The 25,424-nt window shown below is 38.2% G+C and carries 16 protein-coding genes; 3 read left to right on the forward strand and 13 right to left on the reverse strand.

Going from position 1 to position 25,424, the window contains the following annotated elements; genetic code table 11:
• Positions 1 to 6 precede the first annotated feature (6 nt).
• Entirely contained in the window at positions 7 to 330 is a 324-nt protein-coding gene (locus AC23ME_RS01280; RefSeq protein WP_138727963.1) for a 2Fe-2S iron-sulfur cluster-binding protein, read from the forward strand.
• Positions 331 to 407: 77 nt separating this feature from the next.
• Here AC23ME_RS01280 and AC23ME_RS01285 read toward each other — a convergent pair whose 3' ends face one another.
• From AC23ME_RS01285 to AC23ME_RS01330, 10 genes are all read right to left on the reverse strand, one after another.
• Entirely contained in the window at positions 408 to 2,102 is a 1,695-nt protein-coding gene (locus tag AC23ME_RS01285) for a S41 family peptidase (RefSeq protein WP_487725934.1), read from the reverse strand.
• 114 nt (positions 2,103 to 2,216) lie between these two features.
• Positions 2,217 to 2,432: a hypothetical protein gene (locus tag AC23ME_RS01290; RefSeq protein WP_487725935.1), complete on the reverse strand. Its 216-nt coding sequence runs from the start codon at positions 2,430 to 2,432 to the stop codon at positions 2,217 to 2,219.
• Positions 2,433 to 2,523: 91 nt separating this feature from the next.
• Positions 2,524 to 3,354 (reverse strand): hypothetical protein, encoded by an 831-nt coding sequence (locus tag AC23ME_RS01295; protein ID WP_487725936.1) that lies wholly within the window; start codon positions 3,352 to 3,354, stop codon positions 2,524 to 2,526.
• A gap of 9 nt (positions 3,355 to 3,363) precedes the next feature.
• Entirely contained in the window at positions 3,364 to 4,941 is a 1,578-nt protein-coding gene (locus tag AC23ME_RS01300) for a SusD/RagB family nutrient-binding outer membrane lipoprotein (RefSeq protein ID WP_487725937.1), read from the reverse strand.
• Between the two features lie 12 nt (positions 4,942 to 4,953).
• Positions 4,954 to 8,067 carry a SusC/RagA family TonB-linked outer membrane protein gene (locus AC23ME_RS01305; RefSeq protein ID WP_487725938.1) on the reverse strand — a complete coding sequence of 1,038 codons (3,114 nt, stop codon included), beginning with the start codon at positions 8,065 to 8,067 and terminating at the stop codon, positions 4,954 to 4,956.
• 250 nt (positions 8,068 to 8,317) lie between these two features.
• The gene (locus tag AC23ME_RS01310; RefSeq protein ID WP_487725939.1) at positions 8,318 to 9,331 is read right to left on the reverse strand and encodes a glycosyl hydrolase family 18 protein; all 1,014 of its coding nucleotides are present in this window, start codon (positions 9,329 to 9,331) and stop codon (positions 8,318 to 8,320) included.
• A gap of 52 nt (positions 9,332 to 9,383) precedes the next feature.
• Positions 9,384 to 11,012, reverse strand: a complete 1,629-nt coding sequence (locus AC23ME_RS01315; protein WP_487725940.1) for a PKD domain-containing protein — start codon at positions 11,010 to 11,012, stop codon at positions 9,384 to 9,386.
• Between the two features lie 10 nt (positions 11,013 to 11,022).
• Positions 11,023 to 11,787: a hypothetical protein gene (locus tag AC23ME_RS01320; protein WP_487725941.1), complete on the reverse strand. Its 765-nt coding sequence runs from the start codon at positions 11,785 to 11,787 to the stop codon at positions 11,023 to 11,025.
• 13 nt (positions 11,788 to 11,800) lie between these two features.
• Positions 11,801 to 13,369, reverse strand: a complete 1,569-nt coding sequence (locus AC23ME_RS01325) for a SusD/RagB family nutrient-binding outer membrane lipoprotein (RefSeq protein WP_487725942.1) — start codon at positions 13,367 to 13,369, stop codon at positions 11,801 to 11,803.
• Between the two features lie 10 nt (positions 13,370 to 13,379).
• Complete coding sequence (locus AC23ME_RS01330) at positions 13,380 to 16,403, reverse strand: SusC/RagA family TonB-linked outer membrane protein (RefSeq protein WP_487725943.1); 3,024 nt, start codon at positions 16,401 to 16,403, stop codon at positions 13,380 to 13,382.
• 261 nt (positions 16,404 to 16,664) lie between these two features.
• On the opposite strand from AC23ME_RS01330, the gene AC23ME_RS01335 reads away from it, so the two are divergent.
• Positions 16,665 to 17,411 (forward strand): DeoR/GlpR family DNA-binding transcription regulator, encoded by a 747-nt coding sequence (locus tag AC23ME_RS01335; protein WP_487725944.1) that lies wholly within the window; start codon positions 16,665 to 16,667, stop codon positions 17,409 to 17,411.
• Between the two features lie 36 nt (positions 17,412 to 17,447).
• Here the strand turns inward: AC23ME_RS01335 and AC23ME_RS01340 are convergent, their stop codons facing one another.
• The 3 genes from AC23ME_RS01340 to AC23ME_RS01350 all read right to left on the reverse strand — a co-directional run bounded on the left by AC23ME_RS01340 (position 17,448) and on the right by AC23ME_RS01350 (position 23,162).
• Positions 17,448 to 18,746, reverse strand: a complete 1,299-nt coding sequence (locus AC23ME_RS01340) for a RagB/SusD family nutrient uptake outer membrane protein (RefSeq protein ID WP_487725945.1) — start codon at positions 18,744 to 18,746, stop codon at positions 17,448 to 17,450.
• A gap of 16 nt (positions 18,747 to 18,762) precedes the next feature.
• Complete coding sequence (locus AC23ME_RS01345; RefSeq protein ID WP_487725946.1) at positions 18,763 to 21,831, reverse strand: SusC/RagA family TonB-linked outer membrane protein; 3,069 nt, start codon at positions 21,829 to 21,831, stop codon at positions 18,763 to 18,765.
• Positions 21,832 to 21,962: 131 nt separating this feature from the next.
• Positions 21,963 to 23,162 (reverse strand): anhydro-N-acetylmuramic acid kinase, encoded by a 1,200-nt coding sequence (locus tag AC23ME_RS01350; RefSeq protein WP_487725947.1) that lies wholly within the window; start codon positions 23,160 to 23,162, stop codon positions 21,963 to 21,965.
• A 245-nt stretch (positions 23,163 to 23,407) separates the two neighbouring features.
• Here AC23ME_RS01350 and nagB point away from each other — a divergent pair, with 245 nt between their 5' ends.
• Positions 23,408 to 25,327, forward strand: coding sequence for a glucosamine-6-phosphate deaminase (gene nagB / locus AC23ME_RS01355; RefSeq protein ID WP_487725948.1), 1,920 nt, complete (start codon positions 23,408 to 23,410; stop codon positions 25,325 to 25,327).
• Positions 25,328 to 25,424: the final 97 nt, after the last annotated feature.

Consider the following 25,424-nt stretch of genomic DNA (forward strand, 5'->3'; position numbering starts at 1 on the left):
TAAAACATGAGTGATATCAATATAACTGTTGAAGACAGAGAAGGAAACGTAGCTGAGCTTGTAGCGCCAACTGATATGGGACTGAGCTTGATGGAGTTTTTAAAAGCTAGTGAGTACGATGTATTAGCTACGTGTGGCGGCATGGCCTTGTGCGCAACATGTAGTGTAGATGTGCTTGAAGGTGAGGAGAAGCTGAACGAAATGAGCGATGATGAGTATGCGATGTTGGATACTTTACCTGATTTACTCCCTAATACAAGATTGGCTTGCCAATTACAATTAAGCCCTGCAATGGAAGGCTTAAAGGTGAGACTACATGCAATGGATTAAGCCCTCTAAATCTCCCCCTAAAAGGGAGACTTATATAGACATAGAAAAGTCCCGACATTTGATTTGTCGGGACTTTTTTAGTTTTCAGCTTGATCTGTTTTTAAGGTTGGACTGCCAATCGTTTTATGGTTACCATCTCCTTTCAATATAGCTAACATTTGGCTCTGGTTACCGAATAATGATTTTGCCTTTGCAATTTCCTTATCGTATTGAAAAGATTGCTCTATCCTACCCTTTTCATGAAAATAGCGACTGATAATTTGCGTTTCCAAAGCACGCTTAATTTCGGCTTTATGCGTAGTTAAGTCACTTTTCTTGACCGAAGTCATTTTAAGTTTTAGAGCTTCAAGATCTGCTTTTACGGTTGTGGCTTTGTTTTCTCGCTCAGCTTCTTTGGTAAGCTCGTTTAACAAACGTTCTGATCTAGAAGTATAACTGTAATCCTTATCAGACAATGAAGCTAAAAATTGGGTATAATTCGCATCGCTGATTTGGAATTCTTTAGCAGAAGTAATTGTTTTATTAGCTTTCTTAAATGAATTTGCATAATCGAAAAACAAGTTCTTAGTAAACAAAGAGATGGTAATTGGACTGTACTTGGTTGGTTCTATTTCTACATCTGGAAAAACACCATTGCCATCATATACCGTTCTTCCAGCTTTTGTACCGAAAGCCTTTAATGTACTATCGGCAAATTTCCCTGCCGATCCATCTTGTTTTTTGTGCGCATAATCTAAAGCTTGAATGCATCGCCCAGATGGCGTATAATATTTTGCCACCGTAACCTTAACTAAGCTATTATAAGGCAAGTTAAATGTTTGTTGTACCAAACCCTTGCCATAGCTGCGTTGTCCCACTACAATGCCCCTATCTAAGTCTTGCAGTGCACCCGCAACAATCTCAGATGCTGAGGCTGAAGTTCCGTTAATTAAAACTACTACTGGTAAATTTGGGGCAATGGCATTAGCTGTAGTCCTGTAAGTAACACTTTTTTCCGGATTACGTCCCTTTTGGGTAACCACCAAGATATTTTTATCTACGAAAAGGTTAACAATCTTCACGGCTTCTTGCAATATGCCTCCGCCGTTGTTTCTTAAATCTAGTATGAGACCTTTTGGATTTTGCTTGTTGATTTTCTCTAAGGCTTCCCTAACCTCTTGCCCAGAATTTTCTAAGAACTTGTCTAATCTGATGTAGCCAATTTGGTCATCTAACATTCCAGAATAAGACACATTTGGCTGCTTAATTTCTTCTCTATTTATTGTCTTGTTGATTACCGTACCATCCCTCAATAACATTAGATTAACTGGAGAGCCTTTTGGTCCACGTAATAACTGACTAATTTGTGAGCGCTCTTTGCCCTCAATCTCTACACCGTTAATTTTTACAATCTGATCTCCTGGACGTATGTCATTTTTTTGGGAAGGATGCCCTTCACTAACTTCATTTACAAAAAGTTTACCGTTAATATTTAAAGTTCCCGCACCAATTCCTCCATATTGGGTACTGATGTATTTCATTTTGTAATCTTCAATCTCCGATTCTGGCACGTACTCTGTGTACGGGTCTAAACTACCCAACATGGCGTCAATACCATGCTTCATCAACTCCGAAGGATTGGTTTCATCTACATAATTGATGTTGATTTCTTTATAAAGAGATGCAAATACATCGAGATTTTTTGATACCTGAAAAAGATCTTCCTTAAAAGCTAAAGTAAGCGAGGTAACGGCTAAAGTAGCGCAGAGAAGTATAGTTTTTACTTTCTTCATATCTTTAAAATGAAAAAGTTATTGCGCTTGCACTAGGAAATAGCGACAACCGATAAATAACGAAAAGTAAATTTACTAAAAAAGAATAGAAAGACGAGCCGCTAGTGAGGAAACTTATAACCTGTTACCATCAGGGTCTGCCAATGCCTTGCGGATCGTAAACTCTATATAGGCATTATCTCTATTTACCAGTTTGGCCAAAGTTTGTACTAACTGATCCTCTTGTCCAGGTGTAAAGTTGATTTCTACCGCCGCTAACTCACGATATTTTCTTAAAAACTTTGTCTTTACTTTATTCCAGCTTTCAGATGTAAGGGTAAAACTTGCCATGGTTAAAAGGTTTTGGGCAAATATAGGAATTTTGCCGAGGTGTGGGAACAAAAAAAGCCCCGAAAATTTCGGGGCTTTAGTGTTTATGTGTTTATCTGTTCTCTGTAAAATCGAGGAACAAAGTTGGATAACTCGTTGCGCCCATCAAATCTCCACGTACAGTAAACGTGTAAATTCTATTTCTAAGTAAAGCAGTAGCCGTGGCTCTGTTTACAAACTTACCGCTAGGACTATCAATGCATCTTAAGGTATACAAACCAGGAGTAACTTTTACAAATTCTGAACCAGATTTATAAGCAACGCCATTAATGGGAGTAGTAACATCTACTACTGGTACACCATCTATAGTAAACGATCTAGTTAATTCCAATGACAATCCATTCGTATTAGGTGCAGGATTAACTAGCCTTACGTATGCGAAAGCGGTATCTGGAGCTGGAAGCACATCCTCAACGATAAAACCATCAGCCTTTTTTGTTGCTGCTGTAAATTCGCCACAAACGTAAAAAGTATAATTTTTTCCATTTTGAACGTTAGCGGTAACACTGGCTATCTCTAAATCAGGCCCAAAACCTGTGGCAGCATTTGTTAGTGCATTTTTAGGCGTAAACGCTTTGAAAGTAACATTACCGAACGGAGTTAAAGAATAACCCCTAGTTGGTGTCAATCCTCCACGTGCTAATCCATCAGCGCTTTCTGTACCTGTAGTAGAAAGAATTGCTGCAAATTTAATGTCATTAACGTATGAATTAAATGTTAAATAAGGAGTGGTGTTACTCCTAACAAATGCAAAATTATACACCTTAAACAATGCTCCATCGTAAGGACGGGTAATATCTACTACCGCATTTTTTTCGCAGCCAAACATTAATGTTATAGCAGCTAAGCCTAAAAAGGCGTATCTAGAAAAGATCTTATTCATAATCTTAAATTAGTTTTTTTCAAAAATCCACATTATATCTGTGTGATAGCTTTCCTTATCTCCACCTATCTTCTTCAATGTTTCCAAATTCCAAACCCACTCAGAGTTATATCTTGGTCTAACGCGATATGCAGGCTTACTCAAATTTGAAGTAGCAAGTCTATCAGGTTCTGGAATTAAAAAGCCTCTAAAAACCTGTTTGTCTGTACTACCTGGCTCCAAATCAGTATAGTGATAGCGTCTCAAATCTGTCCAAGCTTCGTTAAATGCCCAACCCCATTGTGAAATATATTTCTGCAACATAATATCTCCCAACTTTAAAGTGCTAATAGTTTTCTTTACAGCTACTGAATTCAGAAAAGTTGTTTTTTCTGCTGCAGTAATTTGTGTAATAGCTGGATTTGCCGCTTCCGCATTTGCGGTATTTACAAAATCAAGATGTGCAGCAATACCAGTTTCATACGCAGTTAACGCAGTCTGTTTTTCTCCCAATAAAAAAGCTGCTTCTGCCTTTACAAATTGTAATTGCGCATACGTCATTATTGGAAAGCTAGATTTAGCATTAAACACATAATTACCTGGTAAATCAAGACCAGATGTAGTGGTTCCCCAAATAGTTCTTGGAATCTTATTAGCAGGTATTCCAGTTACGCCAAATGTAGGTTCAACTCCGTTGAAGGTACCATCTGTAGAAGGGAAAATCAATCTGCTTAACCTAGGGTCTACCACACCGTCAAATTCAGTTCCGTTCAACATCTTCACAAAGAAATTGGTTTGACGAACATTAGTAAAATTACCTCTGTCAGGACTTAGGAAATTTTTAGTAACGTTATCAATTCCTGTGAATTTAAACTTAGCGTCATCAGCGTTGCTTTGAAACGAATTATCAACAGCGGTTATTACAGCTCTTGCATCATAAATGGATTTATTTGATAGATGGTTCAAGCTTATCGCTTTTAGTCCATAAGCCAATTTAAGCCATTTTTCTCTATTTCCATTATAAACTATATCTCTAGAACCGATATAGCTAGCATCAACTTTTCCATCAGTTCTTTTTAAGTTTTCAATTGCTAAATCTAATTGCTTGATGATTTCAGCATACACCACATCTTGGTTGTCATAATCAAAAGTTTTTCTGCTGGTATCAAAAGCTTGTGTTACAATAATTTGACCGTGAGTAGTTGTTAAATTCAACCAGCCCCAAGCTTTAAAGATATGTCCAATACCCAACAAATCCCATCTCTGCTCCTCTTCAGAAAGCCTCATCATATCTATGAGGTTATAGCCCACTAGGAAGTATATTGCCCTCCACTGCTCTGAGGCGATATCGCCCGCAGTGAATTGATATCCGTGTCTGTCCCAAACATCTAGCGCTGAGTTCTGACTCCAAAACTGAGCATATTTACCTGTATATCTACCGTCCCAAGTAGGTGCGGCTACAAAATTCGTCATTAAAGGACCTAAATATAAATTAGGCGCTACCACATCTGGTGCGTTAGGACTTTTATTGACATCCAACCATTTCTTACAGCCTGAGCCAACGATAATGGTTGAGATTAAAAACAATTTTATGAGTTTACTTTTCATAATTCACTTATATTATAAACCTATTCTAATACCAAAATTAACACCTGTAGAAATTGCGAAGTTTCCATAATCTATTCCCATACCCCCTGAACCTACAGTTGATGCGTTATTACCGTTTGCCACTGGATCAGCTCCTGAATAATTTGTAATCAAAAATACATCTGTAGCGGTAACAAATGCCGAAGCCGATTTAAAGAATTTCTGCCTAGCTAGAAGTTTACTTGGTAAAGTATAAGAAAGTGTAACGTCTCTTAATCTAATCCAATTTATATCTTTTTCTATAAACAACTCTTCACTCATTGTAGAGTAATAGGTTTGATCAAAAAATGGATTAATTACGATATTATTAACCGTTGGATTAGCAGAATTTTCCAAACCATCTCTTAACACTCCTTTTACTACACGAGGAGTTTCTCTATCTAATGTTCTCATAGATAAGCCTCTTTGAGTTAAGTAATGTTCGGTTGCATTTAATACGTCTCCACCTTTTCTAAAGTCTAACAAGAATGATAATCTAAAGTTCTTATAGCTAAATTCGTTTGTTAACCCTAAAGTCCATTCTGGCCAAGTATCTGTTCCATTGGTAATAAAATCAGGAGAACGGTAAGGAATACCTGTACTTGGGTTAATTAAGATATCGCCATTATTATTTCTCATGTAAAACATTCCTGAAAACGCTGTTAACGGCATTCCTGGTCTAGCAGTTTTTCTTACGTTACCATATAACCATGTGTCAGAATTGTACGACTCTGGCAAATCTCTAGGTAAAGAAACTACTTTTGACCTAGAAACATCAAAGTTTGCGATTACATTCCACGTGAAATCCTTTTTAAGTATAGGCTTAAATGTTAACAACGTTTCGTAACCATGGTTTTGTGTGATACCGCCATTCATATCCATCAATACGAATCCTGTACCATAACTAGCTCTAATATCTCTTACAATTTGTTCTTCAGTTCTCTTTTTGTAGTAAGCAAATTCAACATTAATTCTGCTATTTAAAAAAGATAATTCAGTTCCAACCTCAAAAGATTTTGCCTTTTCTGGTTTTAGACCAAAGTTAGGTCCAGTAAAACCGTAGCGATACCCGCCAACACTAAGATCTTCAAATTGTAAAGCGGGGTAAATTTTATATGGTCTAGCATCGCGACCTACTTGGGCAAAAGCTGCACGGATTTTACCAGAGTTTAAAACTTTCTTTATTCCTTCTAAACCTTTGATATCCGTAAAATTGATATTACCTGATACTGAAGGATAAAAGAAAGATTGGTTAGCCACTGGCAAAGTAGAAGACCAGTCATTTCTACCTGTTACAGTTAAATAGGCAATTCTATTATAGTTAAATTGCATTTGTCCGTAAACCGAAGCAATTCTTCTTTGCACTTTTGTATTTAATGCCCTTCTAGTACTTGCTGTTGTATTATTAATTGATGAGAAATTTGGTTCCAAAAACTTTTCACCGTAAGAAGATAATGACGAAGATTCTTCTTGCTTCATTTCGGCACCGGCTAAAACGCTAAAATTAAGTTTTGGCAACAATTCTTTCTGATATCTAGCAAAACTGTTAACATTTAAGTTTTGAGTGTTTCTTGAAATCTGCGTAAAAGCTCCACCTCTAAGGAAAGCTCGAGCAGTTTCTGGATGTTGAAACATTTCGCTTGAAAAGTTACCCACATCGAAACCAATCCTGGTAGTAAAAGTAAAATCTTTAATAGGTGTTAAAATCAACGAAGTCGCTGCAAAAATCCTGTTGTTAACATCCTTAATATCATTCTTATTAACGTTAAAATACGGATTATCAAGTTCGTCGTTTGGATCTAAATTATCAAAGTATTGACGTCTAAGACCTCCTGCAGTTAAGTAATTTCTAGCATCATCTACACTTGGCCAAGTCATCAAACTCAATAAAGGTCCACCTGTACCATTAAAAACTTTATCATTAGCAGCATAACTGTAAGTTAAAGACAAATCGATATTAAACCAGCTATTAATTTTAGCGTTTGTTGCACCACTTAAAGTAAACCTGTCATATCCAGTAGTAGGTACCACTCCATTTTGATTTGTATAAGTGGTAGAAATCCTATAAGTAGCTTTATCACTACCCCCTTCGAAAGACATATTATGCTTTTGTGTCAAAGAAGATAAAAAGAAATCGGACACATTATCATAAAGTGTGGTCCCTGGTTGATACTTTGCACCGAAATATCTAACCGGAGAAACGGTAACATTCTCGGTTAAGCCACTAACACCCACTCCATAAACTTGTTGTACTTCAGGCATTCTAGTTACTTGATCTATTCTAAAGGCATTGCTATAGTTGATCCTTCCATCACCCGCTTTACCTCTTCTGGTAGTAATAATGATAGCTCCATTTGCAGCGTCAATACCGTATAAAGCGGCAGCTTCAGGACCTTTTAAGATGGTGATATCTTCAATATCTTCAGGGCTAAAATCTGAAGATCTATTCGCAAAGTCAATCCCTCTGTTTTCCATTGAAGTTGGGTTCTGAGTTGTAGAACCAATGGACGACGCCAATTCTCCAGTAGATAATGTACTGTTATCTGAAGGAATACCATCAATTACGATTAGAGGTTGATTATTACTGTTAATTGAACTGATACCCCTTAAAATAATAGAGCTAGATGCTCCAGGAACTCCAGATGTACTATTAACTGTTAAACCTGCAACCCTACCCTGCAAACCATTGATAAAGTTTTCCCTCTGGGTTTGCGCCACCTCGGTTCCCTTAACGGTTTGACTTGAAGTTGACAACGCTCTTTTTGTTTCCTTGATACCCAAGGCACCAGTGATCTCTACTTCAGAAAGCTGGCTTGCATCGTTTTTAAGTCGTACGTCGATTACGTTATCACTTCCAACTTTTATTTCTTGACTAACTGTTCCGATAAAGCTATAGACAAGCGTTTGGCCTACACTAGCCTTAATCGAGTAAACACCGTCACTAGAGGCGGTGGAACCACCGGTAGCACCTTTAATTCTAATGGTAGCTCCGGGCAAAGGCAGTCTGTCTTCATCTAAAACCTTACCTGTAATAGTCTTTTGCTGAGCTAGCACTTGTAAGCTTAGAAGAAAAACTCCCACCCATAGCATGAGTAATTTTTTTTTCATAAAAGTTTTTTTAGTTAATAGATATTTTGTTGGTTATAAAACCGCATATACACGCAGTTCAAATAGTTTAGGTAAATATAAACATTTGTTTTTCAGTAAAAAAAGAAAATTTTAACATTTTTTTAACAAAAACAGAACTCTTTCACGAAGAACCCCGCAAAAATACGCAATACTCTAAAAATTTGAGTATCAACAGAAAAGGCTTCCATTTTCTGAAAGCCTTTTCTGTTGAGGTTAAAATACTAAATAGCTATTTTGCCGCTCGTATCAATGAATTTTCACCAGCTGCATCTTGAGCAATCTCCCAAAACATAATGCCTTTAGCACGAGTTTTAGCTAATTGAAATTTCTGTTGAATATCGGAAATGCCATTATAATAATAAGTAGCACCTCCCGGAACGGCAAATACAGAGCCATTTTTATCTGCGCCTGCTTTAAGCAAATCTTTAAAAGACATCGCAGTATTTCCTGAAGTTTTACCATAAGCAGGCACACCTAACACAGCCTTTTCGGCTGGTAAATTCTTGTCTGTTAACCAAATATTCAACACCCTCTCTGCCATTGCATAAGTTGAGTGGTGATTTGGACTGGCAGAATCTGTACCTATACCATCGTAAGCCATTAAATTTACGAAATCGCAAGCATCAATAGCCTGTTGGTTAATTCCGTCTTTAATAGGACCGGCATAAATACCTGCTGTAACCGCCATACTTAATGATTTATGCCAACTATGTAGCTCAGCTGCTAATTCGGTCATGAAAATACCGAAAGTTACATCGTTACCTTTTGTAGCATTAGGATATTCCCAATCCATATCTACGCCGTCAAACTGATTTTGTATCGCATAGTTAACAATATTTTGCACCAACAATCTTCTAGTTGTAGGGCTAGAAATTAAAGTGGTATAAATTTTACTATCTCCATTTAAAGCAATTACAATTTTGCAATTATGTCGTTTTGCTAATGCAACAACATTTCTAACACTTTCCCTAGAATCGTCTAGTACCAGTGTTCCATCTGCCCTAGGTTTTAAGAACGAGAATATAACATGCGTTAAATGATCTAGAGATGTCGTGTCAATATCGGCAATAGCTCTGTAAGCTGGAAAATAGGCGACCTTTTTAAACGTATTATCAGCAACGTATGGTGTAGTAGGCTTTACGAACTCTTTAGCGCCATAACCATCTGGCACCTGCGCTATTTCCTTCTGACATGCCGTAAGCGATGCGAGCGCCGCAATCCATAATAAAAAATATTTTTTCATAATCTATATTAAAGTAAACTATCCTCTATCAAAGAGGATAGTCATAGTTTCTCTATCTTTTTACGTTATCTATAGCTATGCCATAAGGCGCATAACCTTTTATTAAAAACCCAGCAGGTTGCGTTCCATCTAACTTATAGCGCATGATACCAGAGTTAGCACCAGATCCTACAGATTGAGGTGCATTAGTACCGAACGAATCTGTTCTGTTTCTGTAACCAAAATATAGATAGCCTTTACCATCATCATCTTGATCTAGCTCCATCCCTGTTACGTAAATTGCCTCACCAGAAGGAAATGCCGCTGTACCCACGTAGCCTTGATCGCTAAATCCTGTTGCTGCAGTAAAGCCCATGGCAGACGGTGTGTTGTAAACAGCTACGATATTACTGCCATCCATATTACACCTGTAAATACCTGGTTCATAAGCAGTCGCTCTGTTAATAGCAAGATAAATATGATTATTCTTACTATCTACCACAAACTGCCTGATACCGATATCTTTCAAATTTGTAATCTCACTAACAAATTCTCCGGTTTTCTTAAATTTATGTAAACCGCGACCTCCGTTTCCTGTAAATGAAACCCAAATCTCGTCGCCAACTTCTCTAATACCAGAATAGAAGTGTGAACTAGAACTAAATCCAGTAGAGGTTACACCCCTAATTCTAAAAGCTGGATATGGAGCTTCGGTAGATGATGCATTGATTACATGTACACCATTATTTCTTGTGCCCCACCAAATATTACCATCCTTATCTACAGTATGCAACCAAGGATCGACATTGTAAGCTCCGGTTCCGGTATTCCTGGTAATGATTTTCTCACCAGTACCATCCAAGTTAAATGACTTTAAATAACCATCGCCATCTGCATTTACGCCAGTACTAAATCTTAATCCTAAACCTGCTTCCGAATAATAAATTTTGTTTCCCGAAACAGATAAGCCTAGCGGACTAACTCCCGTAGTAATACCTGGTAACGCAATTGGCGTAGATGGTGTTGAGGTTGTAAGTTTGTAAGCATAAATTTTCTTAGTAACTACATCAGTAAAATATATAGTTTTAGCTAATTCGCCTTTTACCTGAACCTTAGCCTCAACGGTGATTGTTTCCTGTCCGTCGTTTACTGTTAATTTAACAATATGCTCGCCATCTGTTGTAAACCTAACAACTGGATTTTTAATATTAGAAGTTCCAGCTGCGCCGAAATCCCAAGAATAAGTTACCGGTTGACCTGGATAGTTAAAAGCTTTAGCATCGAACTGCACATCTTCAAATACAGCAATATTTGCTGGCACAATGATGCGAGGCTGCATTTTTACTAAGGTAATTTTTTTGCTCACCTCTTGCGCCTTATCGCCTTGCCATGTTGTTAGCTTTACCGTATACTCTCCAGGAAGCTCATAAAAGATAGTATCTGGAACCATTTTCTCTGACACCGAAACGTCTGAAAGGCCACTTTTATTAAGCGTTTTACCTCCGGTATATTCCCAACGGTATTTATCTGCATTTTTAGAACGGTTAGTAAGTACCACTTTAGCAGGCACATTTACCACACCAGTAGGGAAATCGAAATTTGCGGCATAATTGCCTTGTTGCCCAATTGTTGTAATTTCCTCTTTTGAACAGCCTAGGTAAATAAGCCCAATCAAAAGCAATAATAATTTAAATTTCTTCATGATCTTATTTTTATAAGGTAATATCAAAAGTTCGTGTTGCGGCTGTAATCGTGTTTGAAGGTGTTACAGCATTTACATCTATCGTTACACTGTAATTCCCTACTTTCTTAACCGTATTAACGTTAGCTGCAAGCATTGCTTTAGTACAGTTGTTTCTTAAATTCTGCATCCCCGCAGCAGTTAATATATACGTACCTCCTGTTGTGAAGTGCGAAGCTGGTGCTGTAGGGAAGATTGCCAAATAATCGTTACGCGTAATGGTGTACGCAAGCAAGCCTTTAAGCGTAGCAAACTCACCGTCGCCCATAGTAGTAATTATTGTAGCATCACTTGCATATTTACCTACTTTAGGCTCTACCTTATATTGGTGGTTAATTACATAGTTGCTAGATGATGTTACCCAATAATTATCTAATTCGCTCGCTTGCACATCAAGCACTGCACTTTTCTTTGCTATAGAATCTACTAGTGTTAAAGTAGACTCATCATTTGTTCTCGTAACGATTGAGGTACCGTTTTTTAAAGCTAGCTGTATACCGAAACTTTCTACAACAGTCTCATAAAATGTTACCTGTTTAAATTTATCATCTCTTTGCCAAGTAGATGCCGTTACGATCAAGGTATCGCCAAACGCCGGCCTTGTATTGTTATAAGTTACTCGCAACTGACTAGCAAATTGATTGTTTGACGAGCCCAACTCGGTAATTGGGTCGTTCTTTTTACACGATGCTAGGGCTAAAAAGCAAAGCGATAAAATGCCTATATATTTTTTCATGCTAATCATCCTTCTAGTTTTTTAATGTTGAATTTTGAACCCACCAAACTGGAGTAAATGCCCAGCTTCTAACTTTAGCCCCAAGCCTATCAATTTCTTTAGGATTGTACACATATTCCGTTTGAGGATCATAAGGGAAGCGTTGAACAAACTTACCGCCCCATTCTGCCAAAGCATATCTTGGGTAATATATATTATGATCGGTATTTCCAAGTCTGTTAGTGTAAACGGAAGCTTTGTAGCCATAACGTCTCATATCAGACCACGTTTCGCCCTGTAGATATAGTGCAACGTACTTTTGCATCATAATTTTTGAAATAGTGAGTTCCGCTTCGCTCTGCGCCACTTTTCTTTGATCACCTAAATAGCTTATAATTTGACCCTCGGTAACACCTAAGCGCTCCATGTTGGTACGGATTGCCTCACGATAGGTCGCCAAAGCACCAGCAATATCGTTTAAATAAAACTGCGTTTCTGCCTTAATGAAAAGTAACTCTTCTTTAATTAAAATTGGATAAGGAGAATTGTCAGATGTCCAATAGCCACCGTGAAGTTTCGCAAAGTCGTTGAATGTAGTTCCAGTTGGCAGATTTACATCCCTCAATCCTTCAGACATTTTAGCGCCCAAGTACTTGCCTGTTGTACCTGGAGTAGTCAGTTTAAGCAAACGAGGATCGTAAGCTACAGGATTTCCCGTCGAACCATCATCTACTGTTAATGCTCTCATTAAGAAATCTGTTGGAAGTGTGTTCACCAAGTCACTTCTAATATCAGCAAATTGGAAAGCTTCACCTGCCGGAGGAGGATCTGAAGGACCCCATAAATTATGTGTCCAACCTGTTGTGCTTACTTCAGGATATTTAAACATGGCATCGCTGAAACTTACTAAAGCATCGTTTACAATGGTTAGCAACTCTTGGTTTCCACTTTGGAAATTAGCTGTTCTTAGCTTCAATCTTGCCCTAACTCCTTTAGCTAATGCCTTCCACTTATTCAAATCACCGTTATAGATCAAGTCAGACTTGGCATCCATAGTTTCTGCGGTAGCACTTACATTATCTAGTGCAGCAACACCTTCTAAAAGTAGTGCATCAGCACCTGCAATTACCTCTTCTTGAGGATCATATTTTGGATTAAAAGTACCGTTGTAAACTTCCTTGAAAGGCATGTCGCCAAAAACATCGGTAGCAGAAAGATAACTCAATCCAAGTATGATTTTACCCACACCCACGTAGTTGTTAGACCCTTCATCTGTTGCTCTTCTTAGCATTTGGTTAATGTTTGAACCTACATCAAAATAATGCCATCTCCAAGCTCCCATACGGGTGATGTTGTTATAGTTCCAAGTGTCAGTGATTGCATTACTATTTCCAGTTCTAGTTGTGAAATAATAGCTATGGTAAGCACCAAACCTAGCTTGCGAGAATAGCGAATAAGCTAAATTTGCCTGAATTGCCGGCAAACGTTGCTTAGGCGGAACAGTTACTGGCTGCACCGGATTTACGTTTAAATCTAATTTATTACATGCGCTTATCGCTACAACGGCAAGCACCAATATTGTGTTTTTAATTATCGTCTTCATATCCATCATCTTAAAGCGTTATATTAATACCCAACGAAAAAGTACGCGGCAAAGGAATAGCGCCGTTATCCACCCCCATGGTACTCGCTCCAGAACCTCCAGCATTTGGCCCAGCACTATTAACTTCGGGATCACCCCCAGAATAATTTGTAATAATGAAAGGATTTTGTGCTCCCAGTTCTAATCTTGCATTTTTAAGTCCTAATTTGGTAGCAAAAGAACTAGGTAATTGATATCCTAGGTTGATAAAACGAACTCTGGCCCAATTCACTTTTTCGACAAAATTTGTTCCCACTTGGTAGTAATTATTAGCAAAATAGCTATAATCTAGCACCACGTTTTTAGTGTTCTTGATATAGGTTCCATCGCCTTGTTGTACCACACCGTTAAATACAAATTCTTTATCTCTCCATTCACCAATGTCGTATGCAATACCGTTAGACATCATGCCTTGGCGGCTGGCGTTTAAGATATCTCCACCTAACCTGAAATCCCATAAGAATGACAAGCTAAATTGTTTATACTTTAAATTATTGATAAAACCGAAGTTGAACTCTGGCTCTCTATTACCAATGTAACGCTCTTTGGTACTTGCGTCAATAATAGGGTAACCATTAGCATCTACTACAACATATCCCTCAGGGTTTCTTCTATAGTCAGATCCAACGATACCTAATACCGGTTTATTAAGCGTAGTTGCAGCAGAACCTGCGTTTAACTGTGCGTTTGTATAAATAAACGTAACGATATCTCCAGCAAACTGAAGCATTTTCGAATTGTTTTTCCATCCGTTTAAGGTTGCAGACCAAGTAAAATTTTCTGTTTTAATAGGTGTTCCTGTAACAGAGAATTCTACCCCCCTATTTCTAAGAGAACCAGCGTTAAATGTCATAATTACATAACCTGATGGCAAAGGCACACGAGGTGTCATAATCATGTCCAAACTTTTTCTTTCGTAAACCGCCAAATCGAAGGTTAATCTATTTTTGAAGAAACTCAACTCTGTACCAAATTCTAATTCTTGTGTTTTTTCTGGTCCTAAATCTGGATTTCCTCCAATTGGATCGTTCACAAAGCCACCACCCACAGTGAAAGCTTGTCTTAGGTTACTGTTAGTCCTGTAAATCGGTGCATCTTTACCCACCCTTGCAAAACTAGCCCTTAACTTTCCGTACCATTTGTTACTGTTTTCGAAAAGTTCTGAATAAGTAAAACTTGCAGAATAAGACGGAGAGTAAAATGTTCTGGCGTTTTTCGGTAGAGTAGAAGTCCAATCGTTACGACCAGTAATACCAATAGATGCAATATTTTTGTATTCTAACCTAACATCACCAAAAACAGCATAACGTTGTCTACGTGCAATTGATTCCGATAAAACAACATTTTCTCTATTCACCACATTTGGAGAATAAATATCACTGATCAAAAATCCAGTTGCTTCGTAACTCACACCTCTAGCATCGTAGTACTCGCTGCTTCCTCCTAATATTGCAGTAGCCCTAAAATCTGTTAAAAATTTCTTGTCTACAGTTGCTGTGAAGTTTGAAGTAATGAATTTAGTTTCACTATTGTTTTCAGCAACAAAACCGTTAAATGCTGTTGCTGAAGGTGTTCCGGGAGTAATTACTCTTCTAAATTTTGAAGAAGTAAAATCCTGTCCCAATCTGTAATCTAACCTTACACCTTCGATAGGTTTGTAGGTAATATTGTTATTTACCAAAAATCTATCAACATTGTTATTTCTAGGGTTACGCATTACGCCCCACATTGGTGATATTCTTGCTAAATTTTCGCTACCTGGCTCCACATATGCGTAAGCAGGGTCTCCATTTGGCTTTTGATAATTAAGGATATCGTAGCGGCGAGGAAACAACAAAATACTGTTGATCCATCCACCTGCTCCTGCCCCCACTAAACCTTCCTGAATATCATTTTTAATGTAACTGGCAGAAGTTGTAAGATCTATCTTCTTACTTAATTTTGCAGTTCCTTTTAGCATTAAATTAATCTTTTCCTGATCGGTATTTGGAATCATAGAACCTGCGTTTCTATAACCGCCAGACAGGTAATAGTTTAACTTTTCCGAACCACCATTAACATTGATATTGGCATCGTGTGTAACCGCTGTTTCGAAAAAACGGTTAATGTTATTATATATAGGCTCGTCGTAACGGAACTTTCTTCCCCAAGAGCTTCCCGAAGTTTCATCGTAAACACCGCCTGTACCAGTAGTATAAATGGCTTGTTGGCGAGGAGTTCTGCCCATTGTTTCAACAAACGACCTATAAGAACCTGCAACTTGCAATGTTCCGGCCTTTCCGCTTTTTGTAGTGATGATAATTGCTCCCGAAGCTGCATCGATACCATAGAGGGCCGCAGCGGCTGCACCTTTCAATATGGAAATATCTTCAATATCTTCTGGGTTAAAATCTGCCAAACGGTTTACAGTACCATTTGAAGCATTATTATTTACACGTATACCATCTACAATCATTAAAGGTTGATTGTCGCCAGATAAAGTAGTAGAACCCCTTAAGATAATTTCAGAAGGCAAACCAGGCGAACCCCCAGTTGCACTGATCTGCGCTCCAGCAATTTGTCCCTGTAAGGCGTTAATGATATTGGACTGGTTAGCATTCCTTAAGTCGTCGCCCTTTACTGTTTGTACAGAATAAGTTAATGATTTTTTGCTTCTCTCTATCCCTAAAGCCGTAACCACAACCTCATTCAAAACCTTTGAGTCTGGTCTTAGCTGTACGTCGATAGTCTTTGCATCCCCTACTGTTCGCTCTTCGGAAATAAAACCAATGTAGGAATAAACCAGTACATCGCCTTTTTTTGCGCCTATGGTATAAGCACCGTCTGGATTTGTTTGAGCGCCATTAGCGCCATTTTTCACTCTAATTGAAACCCCGGGAATACCAAGCTTGTCTTCTGCTGATGTTACCTTACCTGCAATGGTTATTTGCTGAGCCATTAGCTTTGCACCCAACAAAAACACACTCAAGAGCAACATGAGTAGCTTTCTTTTCATAAATCTAAATTTGGTTAATTAACTAAAATTAATATTGCATATCGGCAATACAAATACCGCAAATAAATGCAATTATTTTTTTTGCAACTGTAAATATCCTATTTATAAACCAAAAAACAAACACAAAAACGCAAACACTAAAACAAACAGTATTTAAAGCAAAAAAACAACGCAAAAATCCGCAACATTTTTGTTGCCTTGAAAATATTATTTTGGTAAAAAATATTACTACCTTACCATCATCAAACGCTATATTAAGAAATGTTAAAAAAAGAACGCCACAATATGATTATGCGCCAAATTAACTTGCACAATAGGGTGCTAAGTTCAGATTTGGTGGATTTATTAAATGTATCGGAAGATACCATCAGAAGAGATTTGCAAGAACTTGCTGACGATAATTTACTTACTAAAGTACACGGAGGAGCGCTTTCTAAATCTTACCAATCCTCTTTTGATGATAGTAAAGTATATGCGAAGGATGCAAAAATTAGTATCGCCAAGAAAACCTCATCACTTATTAAAGATGGCATGGTGGTTTTAACTGGCGGCGGAACTACCGTTATAGAGCTGGCCAAGCAATTACCGCAGCACCTTCACGCTACGTTTATTACCATTAGTCCTTTAGTTGCGGTAGAGTTGGCGAAATACGAAAAAATTGAAGTGATCTTAATCGGTGGGCTTTTCGCAAAGAATTCTCAGATTAGCTACGGCGGCCACGTAATTAGCCAATTGGCTGATATTAGAGCAGATTTATGCCTGATGGGAACAAGTGCACTGCACCCAGCGGATGGTGTAACTGATACTGATTGGGAAATTAATCAATTGAAAAAGGCGATGATTGCTTCTTCTAAAAAAACTGCAGTACTTTGTATCTCAGAAAAACTTGGAATTACATTGAGGTTAAAAGTAGCTGGGCTGGAGAATATCAGTTATCTGATTACTGAACTAGACCCTAGCGAGGAAACTTTACAAGCTTATCAAACCAAAGGTTTACAAATAATATAATCATAAAAAGGAGGCTTAAAGCCTCCTTTTTATTTATTAAAATGCTGGGTTTGCTGGTGTGTTTGGATTGTTATCTCTTTCTTGAAAAGGGTAAGGCATAAAACGACGTTTCATTTCTGCCTGTGGTCTATTAAACCTACGCATGTCTTCTAATTTCAAACCTGAAGCAAACAGCTCGATACATCTATGTTGATAAATGCGATCTAATAACGCAGCTTGTGTAAATGGCCCAACCAGTGGAGGTAGATTTGCATTTACACCAAATACATCATTATTTTTAGTTACCACCTTATTTAACTCCGTTAGTGCATTGCCTAAGTCTGGTGTAGCCTGACGAGCATAGGCCTCAGCCTTTATCAATGCCATTTCACCAGGTAAAAACACAGGTATACCGCCAGTTACCGAGGTTGAAAAACCAGCCATGCGTACGGTAGCTGGACTGCCTGCCATTATAGTGTAGAATGGAACACGCTTGTCATTCGGATCTGGTGCTAATGTACCTGACAAACCAAAGTTCGTATCCGTGGGCTGAAATACGTTATTTGATGCGATAATAGTATTCAAAACGTTGGGATTTGCATTATCAAAAGCAAATGACGACCCAACTGTTAATGTAACTGCATTTGCCTCAGCTATAGCCAATGGGTATTGGGCTGTAAATAACGCATATCTTGCTTTTAATGCATGAAGTGCATTTACAATATTTAGGTTGGGTACCGTAGCATTAAATTGCGATGAAATTGGAGCCGCCGCAATAGCAGCTAGAGCCTTATCTATTGCAGCAATTGCCGCCTTGTAACCTTCATCACGAGTTACAAAAGGAACATTTTTACCTGTCGTTACCGGTATTTTTTCCCAAAATGAAGATACCGTACCTAAAGATAATGCCTTAAAGATTGTAACATAGCCGATTAGGCCCGATGCATAACCTTTGTCGCCAAGCCTTTCTGCATTGCTGATTACGTTATTACTTTCAGCAATAACCTTATAGGCAGATGCCCACAAATTAAAAAGAATGGTATTGGTTCCATCTACTGCATTGCCACCTGTACTTAATTGCAATTCTGGTATGTTTCCCGAATTTAGCAATCTTAGTTCATTACCCGAAAAACCTGATGTTGCTATAGCATTAAAGATAACACCGGTACGTGCTACCGTGTATGTCCGTTGGATACCAACGGCAACAGCCGACATCGCTTGGGCAGAACCTAAAGCGACATCCGATTTTGCTCTTGAAGGATCATCAAACTCCTTTTTGCACGATGACATTATACTTGCAGCGAATAATAACCCGCAAGCAAGGTATGTTGAATTTGTTCTTATATTTTTCATCATTATATCTCGTTAACCATTAAAACTTAACCTGTAAACCTAAACTGAATGTTCTAGGAATTGGAACAGAGCCGAAATCTATGTTTCTTAAAATAGTCGATTGACCTGCTGAGTTCAACTCTGGATCATAACCTTTGTATTTATCCCAAGAAATTAAATTTCTTCCGCTTAGCACAACAGTCATGTTACTGATAGACTTAACCTTACCAATGTTGTAACTCAATGCTACCTCTCTTAACTTAACGAACGACCCATCATCAATTCTCCACTCTTCAATAGCATATACACCAGCCACATAACCTCTTGGTAATTGGCCCAACTGTTCTTGTTCAGCCACTTTTCCATTACCAACACCTTGTCTAGTTCTCCAATCTGCGTTCCAAACTTCACTGCCTTGTACACCATCTAGCTGAACTCGCAAACCAAATTTCTTATAGTTAAAATCGTTAACGATAGTCCAGTTAAAATCAGGATTTGGATCTCCAAGCACTTTTCTTAACGGATTTCCTGCGCCATCTCTAGCCTGTTGTGGAATACCAGCAGCATTAGTCACCAAACTTCCATCGGCATTTCTAGCGAAATATGTACCATAGAAAACTCCCAATGGTTCTCCATCAATAATACCTATTGGAGCGCCTGGGTTTGTACTTAACAAACGCATTGCACCAATATCATAAGCTTCATTTCTATTTTTGTTGAAGATCAAATTGGCATTCCAATTGAAATCATTCGTTTTAACAGGAGTTCCTCCCAAAATAATCTCAAAACCTGTATTCTTTAATGATCCGATGTTATTTAAAAAACTAGTAAAGCCTTCAGTCGGTGCTATTACCTGAGGAAGCAATAAATCCTTTACTTTTTTATTATAGTAGTTGAAACTTAATGTTAATCTATTTTTTAAGAAGCCTAAGTCTGTACCTACTTCTAACTCATCTTGACGCTCGGGCTTAACATCCTCATTGGCCAATGTACCAATGGTAAATAGTGACGTAAAACCTAGAAAAGGCTGACCACTATAAGCGTTTATTCTTTCATAAGCGCCAATACCTGTTAAATTGCCGGATTGTCCGTAAGCCGCTCTCAATTTAAAAGTATCCCACCACGAAGAAAGGCTGGTTTTTTTCCAGTAATCTGCTGACGACAATACATAACTTAAACTTGCTTTTACGTAAACCTGATTTCTATACGCCTTGCCAAACACAGATGACTCATCCATGCGAAGGGCACCTGTAACGAAAAGATGGTCTTTATATTTAAAATTTTGCTGCAAATATGCTCCACTGATAGAAAGCTCTGTTCTGCCATCAACTCCTGGAAGCGGTGTAGAAGCGCCATTTACCGTATTGATTTTGGGAGCTAAACCACGTCCTTGCAATAATGCATACTGCCCTCTTTCGTATTGATATGAATAACCTACCTGCGTAACGGAAGCCAGTTTTTCAGAAATTTGTGCCTGATAAGTGGCATTGATTTCGTTGTTAAACAACAATGCTTTGTTGCTAGCGGCACTAGAATAACCGTTTTGGGCAGCATTCATAGTAACACCACCGCCAAAAAAATCTGGGTTAACATTATAAGTATACGGTGGAATGTAGGTTGTTCCATTTTGCATAGAGTTATCTACACCCAATGTAAAATCTACAGTTAGGTTTTTTATTGGATTTAGTTTTAACGCTGCGTTTGCAATAATCCTGTCAACCTCTTGCTTCTGTTTAATGTCTTCAATAACAGATACTGGATTTACACGACCTCGCTCTCCCACTGCCATTAAGTTTCCGTTAGCATCTCTTCTCCAAATGTCATGAAAATTACCAATAATGGTTACAGAGTTCATTGGAGAGAAAAATGAGTTACCATCTGGCTTTTCGTTAGCAGCACTTTTTACATAGTTTAAACCTCCCGAGAGACGAGCCCAGTCGGTTATTTTTTGTTCGATATTTGTTCGGAAGGTATATTTTCTAAAATCAGTGTTTTTAATAATCCCTTGATTGTTAAAGTAACCAAATGAACTATAAACTTTGGTGTTCTCACCTCCACCAGAAATAGAAAGGTTATTGTCAGTACCTACAGCTGTTCTAAAAATGTAATCTTGATAATCGTAGCGGGTAACAGGACTAGTAATGGTAGCCAGCGGCGTGGCAATAACATCCTGCGTCAATACATCAACCCCCAAGCCAAACTTAACCGGAGATTGGTTCACTTCAATTTTTTTGCGTAGCTCGCTAATCATAAAATTAGTGTTAAAGCTCACTTGTGTCTTACCTGCAACACCTTTTTTAGTAAAGATTTGGATTACACCTGCGTTTGCTCTAGAACCGTAAATCGCAGCCGCAGATGCACCATTTAAAACCTCCACTCTTTCAATATCCGCAGGATTGATATCTACCATCCTGTTCTGTCCAATGCTACCCACGAAGTTACCTCCATCATAATTAGCGGTAGTATTTGTAACCCTTGTAGTTGTATTGTTAACGATTACCCCATCGATAATGTACAATGGCTCTGTAGAAGAGTTAGCAGAGCTGATACCACGAAGTTTAACAGACATACCTCCGGCTGGATCACCAGAGTTCTGGCTGATTTGTGCACCAGCAACTTTTCCCTGTAATGAAGTGAGTACGTTCCCAGTTGGTGCTTTCACCAAATCATCTCCTTTTACAGTAGTAATGTAGTTACCCAATTGCTTCCTTGTAGTTCCTTGCGAAGTACCTGTAACAATAACCTCATCAAGTCCCATCGCATCTTGCGACATAGAAAAATCTGCAGTTACGTTATTGTTGCTTCCTAACGTGATCTGCCGGGTTGATGTTTTGTAACCAATAAAAGTTACTGCCAACTGGTAACTGCCGGGAGCCAGATTAGCTGTTAAAGAATAAGTTCCATCGCTATTAGCAGCTACAGCAAAATTAGTTCCTTGCACCTTTACCCCCGCCCCGGGTATGGGTGCTTTAGAAGCATCTTCTGTAATTTTTCCAGTAATTACATAACGATTGGTTTGTGCATTTGCCGTGATAAACAACAGCAAAAAGATTGGCGCCATAATGAGTACCCTCAATGTGGAATGCCATGAAGTGTTGAGTTTCTCCATACCTGAAGTGAATATAAATGGTTAGTTATCCTGACTAAATTGTCAGCTTACGCAACAAATATGTTACGCTGAGATAAATATCCAAATTTATTTCAAATCTGCAAGGCTAAAACTTATAAACAAATTCACATTTATTTTGGCAAACTGATTTTTCCCATACAAATAGACGGCACACCCTCTCTATCACCAAAGTTAATTTCGCCACCAGTTAGTGTTTCATTTGCTAGTAAAGCGAAAAGAACCGCCTCTTTCGCATCCGGGTTGATCTCCAGATCGTGAGTAGTTTTAAACTCAATTTGTGGCAAAGCTTCTCTCAATAAGGACAACAATAATGGATTGTGCATTCCACCTCCACTTAGATATAACACAGGCTTAGATAGATTTGGCAATACACGTTGAATAGATTCTATAATTCCTTTGGCAGACAAGTGACATAATGTAGCCATTACATCTTGCTCGTTCAAATCGGTAGTTGCACTTTTTTGTTGCGCTTGCTCCAAATATCCTAAACTAAACAGCTCTGGCCCTGTCGTTTTCGGAAAATCTGCCGTGAAAAAAGGATCTTTCAATAGTTCATCAAGCAATGCTTCATTTACAGTGCCGGATTTAGAAATTGCAGCATCTTTATCGTAGTACAAACCTTCAAAATGCTTCTGTACATACTGATCCATTAATGTATTTCCCGGGCCAATATCGGTTGAAAACACTTTAGAAGAGTCCAGATCACCTGGCAAATAAGTATAATTGGCAATCCCGCCAATGTTGAGCATAATCCTGTCTTCATCTTGTTTAGAAAAAATCAGATAGTCTCCGTAAACTGCCAAAGGAGCACCTTCGCCACCTGCGGCAATATGTTTTTGCCTAAAATCGCTAAGCGTAATTATTCCAGTATGTACCGCAATATGATCTCCATCGCCTATCTGCAAAGTACCGTTTGGCAAATCCGTTCGTTTATGTAATGATTTTGGAGCATGGTAAATCGTTTGTCCATGGCTGGCAATAAAATCAATATCGGCATTTTTATAGCCCCACTCGGCAATAGCTTCATTAATTAACTTAGCATGGGTAATGGCTACCTGCTCATTCATTAAGCAAACCATCTCTAAATCTACCTCTCTTTTAGAAAAAATCGACTTTACCTGCTTTCTGAAGGTATCGGTATAGTCGGCTGTTTTAAATTTTAGCAACTTGATTTGCGTGTTAGCACCGCTACCTTTAAACGAGCTAAGGGCAATATCCAAGCCATCCATAGAAGTACCCGACATTAAGCCAATAATTAATTTCTCTTCCTTGTTAGATCTTTGGTAAAGATTTTCGATTTGATTTTTCATCGTTGCATATTTGGACGAAGCAAGTTACAAGATGTTTCGGTATCTCGTTTGATATTCTTGAATTAAAGCAAAACTCAACAGTCACCAAAAAAAGTTTTTTAATTTTTTTAAAAAGTGCAAACGCTTGAAATTGCGTTTAAAGGCTGTTTTCGTTTAAAACCTGCATCCTTTACAAATAACTAAACTTTTTTTTATTGCCTAACTATTCTATATTTACTGCTCCGTTCAATAAAAAACCAAGATTAATGGCAAGATTAAATCTATTAGAAGAAACGAGGTTCGAAAAGCTCCCAGTAAGTATTTTTAAAAATCCGAAAGAAGCTTCTCTGAGTGTTGCGAACCGTATCGCTTCACTAATCAAAGAAAAACAACAAAAAGGTGAAAATGCAGTGTTAGGTTTAGCTACTGGTGCTACGCCTGTTGCAGTTTACAAAGAGTTGGTAAGGCAGCACAAACAAGAAGGATTAAGCTTCAAAAATGTAATTACTTTCAATTTGGATGAGTATTATCCAATGCAACCAAACTCTGTACAGAGCTATGTTTATTTTATGAATGAAAACCTTTTCGATCATATTGACATAGACAAAAACAATGTGCACATTCCAGATGGCACCTTAAGTCTTGAAGAAATTCCAGCTTTCTGTTTAAATTACGAAAAGAAAATAGAAAGTGTTGGCGGACTGGATATTCAGATTTTAGGTATTGGTCGTACGGGTCACATTGGTTTTAACGAGCCAGGTTCTGCACCAAACTCAGGAACACGTTTAGTTACCCTAGATGACCTTACCCGTAGAGATGCGGCTCGTGATTTTGGTGGTAAATCTAACGTACCAACCAAAGCCATTACCATGGGTATTGGTACTATTTTCAAAGCTAAAGAGATTATCTTGATGGCTTGGAATAGGAAAAAAGCTTCTATCATTAAAAAAGCGGTAGAGGGAGAAATTTCGAGTGAAGTTCCTGCTACTTACCTACAACTTTCTGAAAATGTAGAGTTTATCTTGGATCAAGATGCTGCTTTAGACTTAACCAGATTTAACACCCCTTGGTTAGCAAGAGATTGTGACTGGACGCCAGAACTTACCCGTAAAGCGGTAATTTGGTTAGCTAGACACTTGAAAAAACCTATCCTTAAATTAACTGAAGACGATTATAACAACAACGGCATGGCTCAGTTAGCTACAGAGCAAGGCCCTGTTTATGATATTAACATCGATATCTTCAACAAATTACAACATACCATTACCGGATGGCCAGGTGGCAAGCCAAATGCCGATGATAGCCAACGTCCTGAAAGAGCAAATCCTGACAAAAAAAGGTCAATTGTGTTTTCTCCGCACCCAGATGATGACGTTATCTCGATGGGTGGTACTTTTATCCGCTTAGCAGATCAAGGTCACGAGGTTCACGTAGCTTATCAAACTTCTGGCAACACCGCTGTTTGGGACGATGATGTTTTACGTTTCGTAGAATTTAACATCGATTTCTCCGAAAAAATGGGTGTTGACCAAGCTAACATGAGAAAAACTTACGAAGATATGCGTGAGTTTATGGCATCTAAACTACCTAACCAAGTAGACACCGAAGAGATTAAGTTAGTTAAAGGCTTAATAAGAAAAGGTGAAGCTATTGCGGGTGCCCGTTTCTCGGGATTACCTGATGAGAACATTCACTTTATGGCGCTTCCGTTCTATGAGACTGGCAAAGTTAAGAAAAATCCAGTTTCTGATGTAGACGTTGAGTTGACGATGGAATTACTTCAAAAAGTAAAGCCTCACCAAGTATTTGCTGCTGGCGATTTTGAAGATCCACATGGTACACACATTGTTTGTTTTAACATTATTGTAGAGGCTTTAAGACGTTTAAGAGCTTCTGAAGCTTGGGTTGAAGATTGCTGGTTATGGATGTATCGTGGCGCTTGGCATGAGTTTGAGCCGCACGAAATTGAAATGGCAGTTCCGTTGAGCCCTAAAGAAGTTGAACGCAAGAAATTAGCTATTTTCAAGCATCAGTCGCAAAAAGATATTCCAGTTTTCCCAGGTGATGACCCAAGAGAATTTTGGCAAAGAGCAGAAGACAGAAATCGTGAAACAGCAAAAATTTATGATGATTTAGGTTTAGCTGATTACGAAGCGATGGAAGCTTTTGTGAGATATCATTATTAATGTTTTAGCACGTCATTTCGAACGTAGGGAGAACTGAAAGAAAGCGAAGCTAATTCTCTTAGCTAGAAGCTATAACTAACAGTTTTCTCCTCTTTAA

The sequence above is a fragment of the Pedobacter sp. T50_32 genome, assembly GCF_057652195.1.

Bases quoted from the DNA above. Each gene is read 5' to 3' on its own strand.
- AC23ME_RS01285 (WP_487725934.1), bottom strand. From the start codon at position 2,102: ATGAAGAAAGTAAAAACTATACTTCTCTGCGCTACTTTAGCCGTTACC.
- AC23ME_RS01305 (WP_487725938.1), bottom strand. From the start codon at position 8,067: ATGAAAAAAAAATTACTCATGCTATGGGTGGGAGTTTTTCTTCTAAGC.
- AC23ME_RS01325 (WP_487725942.1), bottom strand. From the start codon at position 13,369: ATGAAGACGATAATTAAAAACACAATATTGGTGCTTGCCGTTGTAGCG.
- AC23ME_RS01345 (WP_487725946.1), bottom strand. From the start codon at position 21,831: ATGGAGAAACTCAACACTTCATGGCATTCCACATTGAGGGTACTCATT.
- nagB (WP_487725948.1), top strand. From the start codon at position 23,408: ATGGCAAGATTAAATCTATTAGAAGAAACGAGGTTCGAAAAGCTCCCA.
- AC23ME_RS01320 (WP_487725941.1), bottom strand. From the start codon at position 11,787: ATGAAAAAATATATAGGCATTTTATCGCTTTGCTTTTTAGCCCTAGCA.
- AC23ME_RS01300 (WP_487725937.1), bottom strand. From the start codon at position 4,941: ATGAAAAGTAAACTCATAAAATTGTTTTTAATCTCAACCATTATCGTT.
- AC23ME_RS01315 (WP_487725940.1), bottom strand. From the start codon at position 11,012: ATGAAGAAATTTAAATTATTATTGCTTTTGATTGGGCTTATTTACCTA.
- AC23ME_RS01350 (WP_487725947.1), bottom strand. From the start codon at position 23,162: ATGAAAAATCAAATCGAAAATCTTTACCAAAGATCTAACAAGGAAGAG.
- AC23ME_RS01290 (WP_487725935.1), bottom strand. From the start codon at position 2,432: ATGGCAAGTTTTACCCTTACATCTGAAAGCTGGAATAAAGTAAAGACA.
- AC23ME_RS01310 (WP_487725939.1), bottom strand. From the start codon at position 9,331: ATGAAAAAATATTTTTTATTATGGATTGCGGCGCTCGCATCGCTTACG.
- AC23ME_RS01295 (WP_487725936.1), bottom strand. From the start codon at position 3,354: ATGAATAAGATCTTTTCTAGATACGCCTTTTTAGGCTTAGCTGCTATA.
- AC23ME_RS01340 (WP_487725945.1), bottom strand. From the start codon at position 18,746: ATGATGAAAAATATAAGAACAAATTCAACATACCTTGCTTGCGGGTTA.
- AC23ME_RS01335 (WP_487725944.1), top strand. From the start codon at position 16,665: ATGTTAAAAAAAGAACGCCACAATATGATTATGCGCCAAATTAACTTG.
- AC23ME_RS01330 (WP_487725943.1), bottom strand. From the start codon at position 16,403: ATGAAAAGAAAGCTACTCATGTTGCTCTTGAGTGTGTTTTTGTTGGGT.
- AC23ME_RS01280 (WP_138727963.1), top strand. From the start codon at position 7: ATGAGTGATATCAATATAACTGTTGAAGACAGAGAAGGAAACGTAGCT.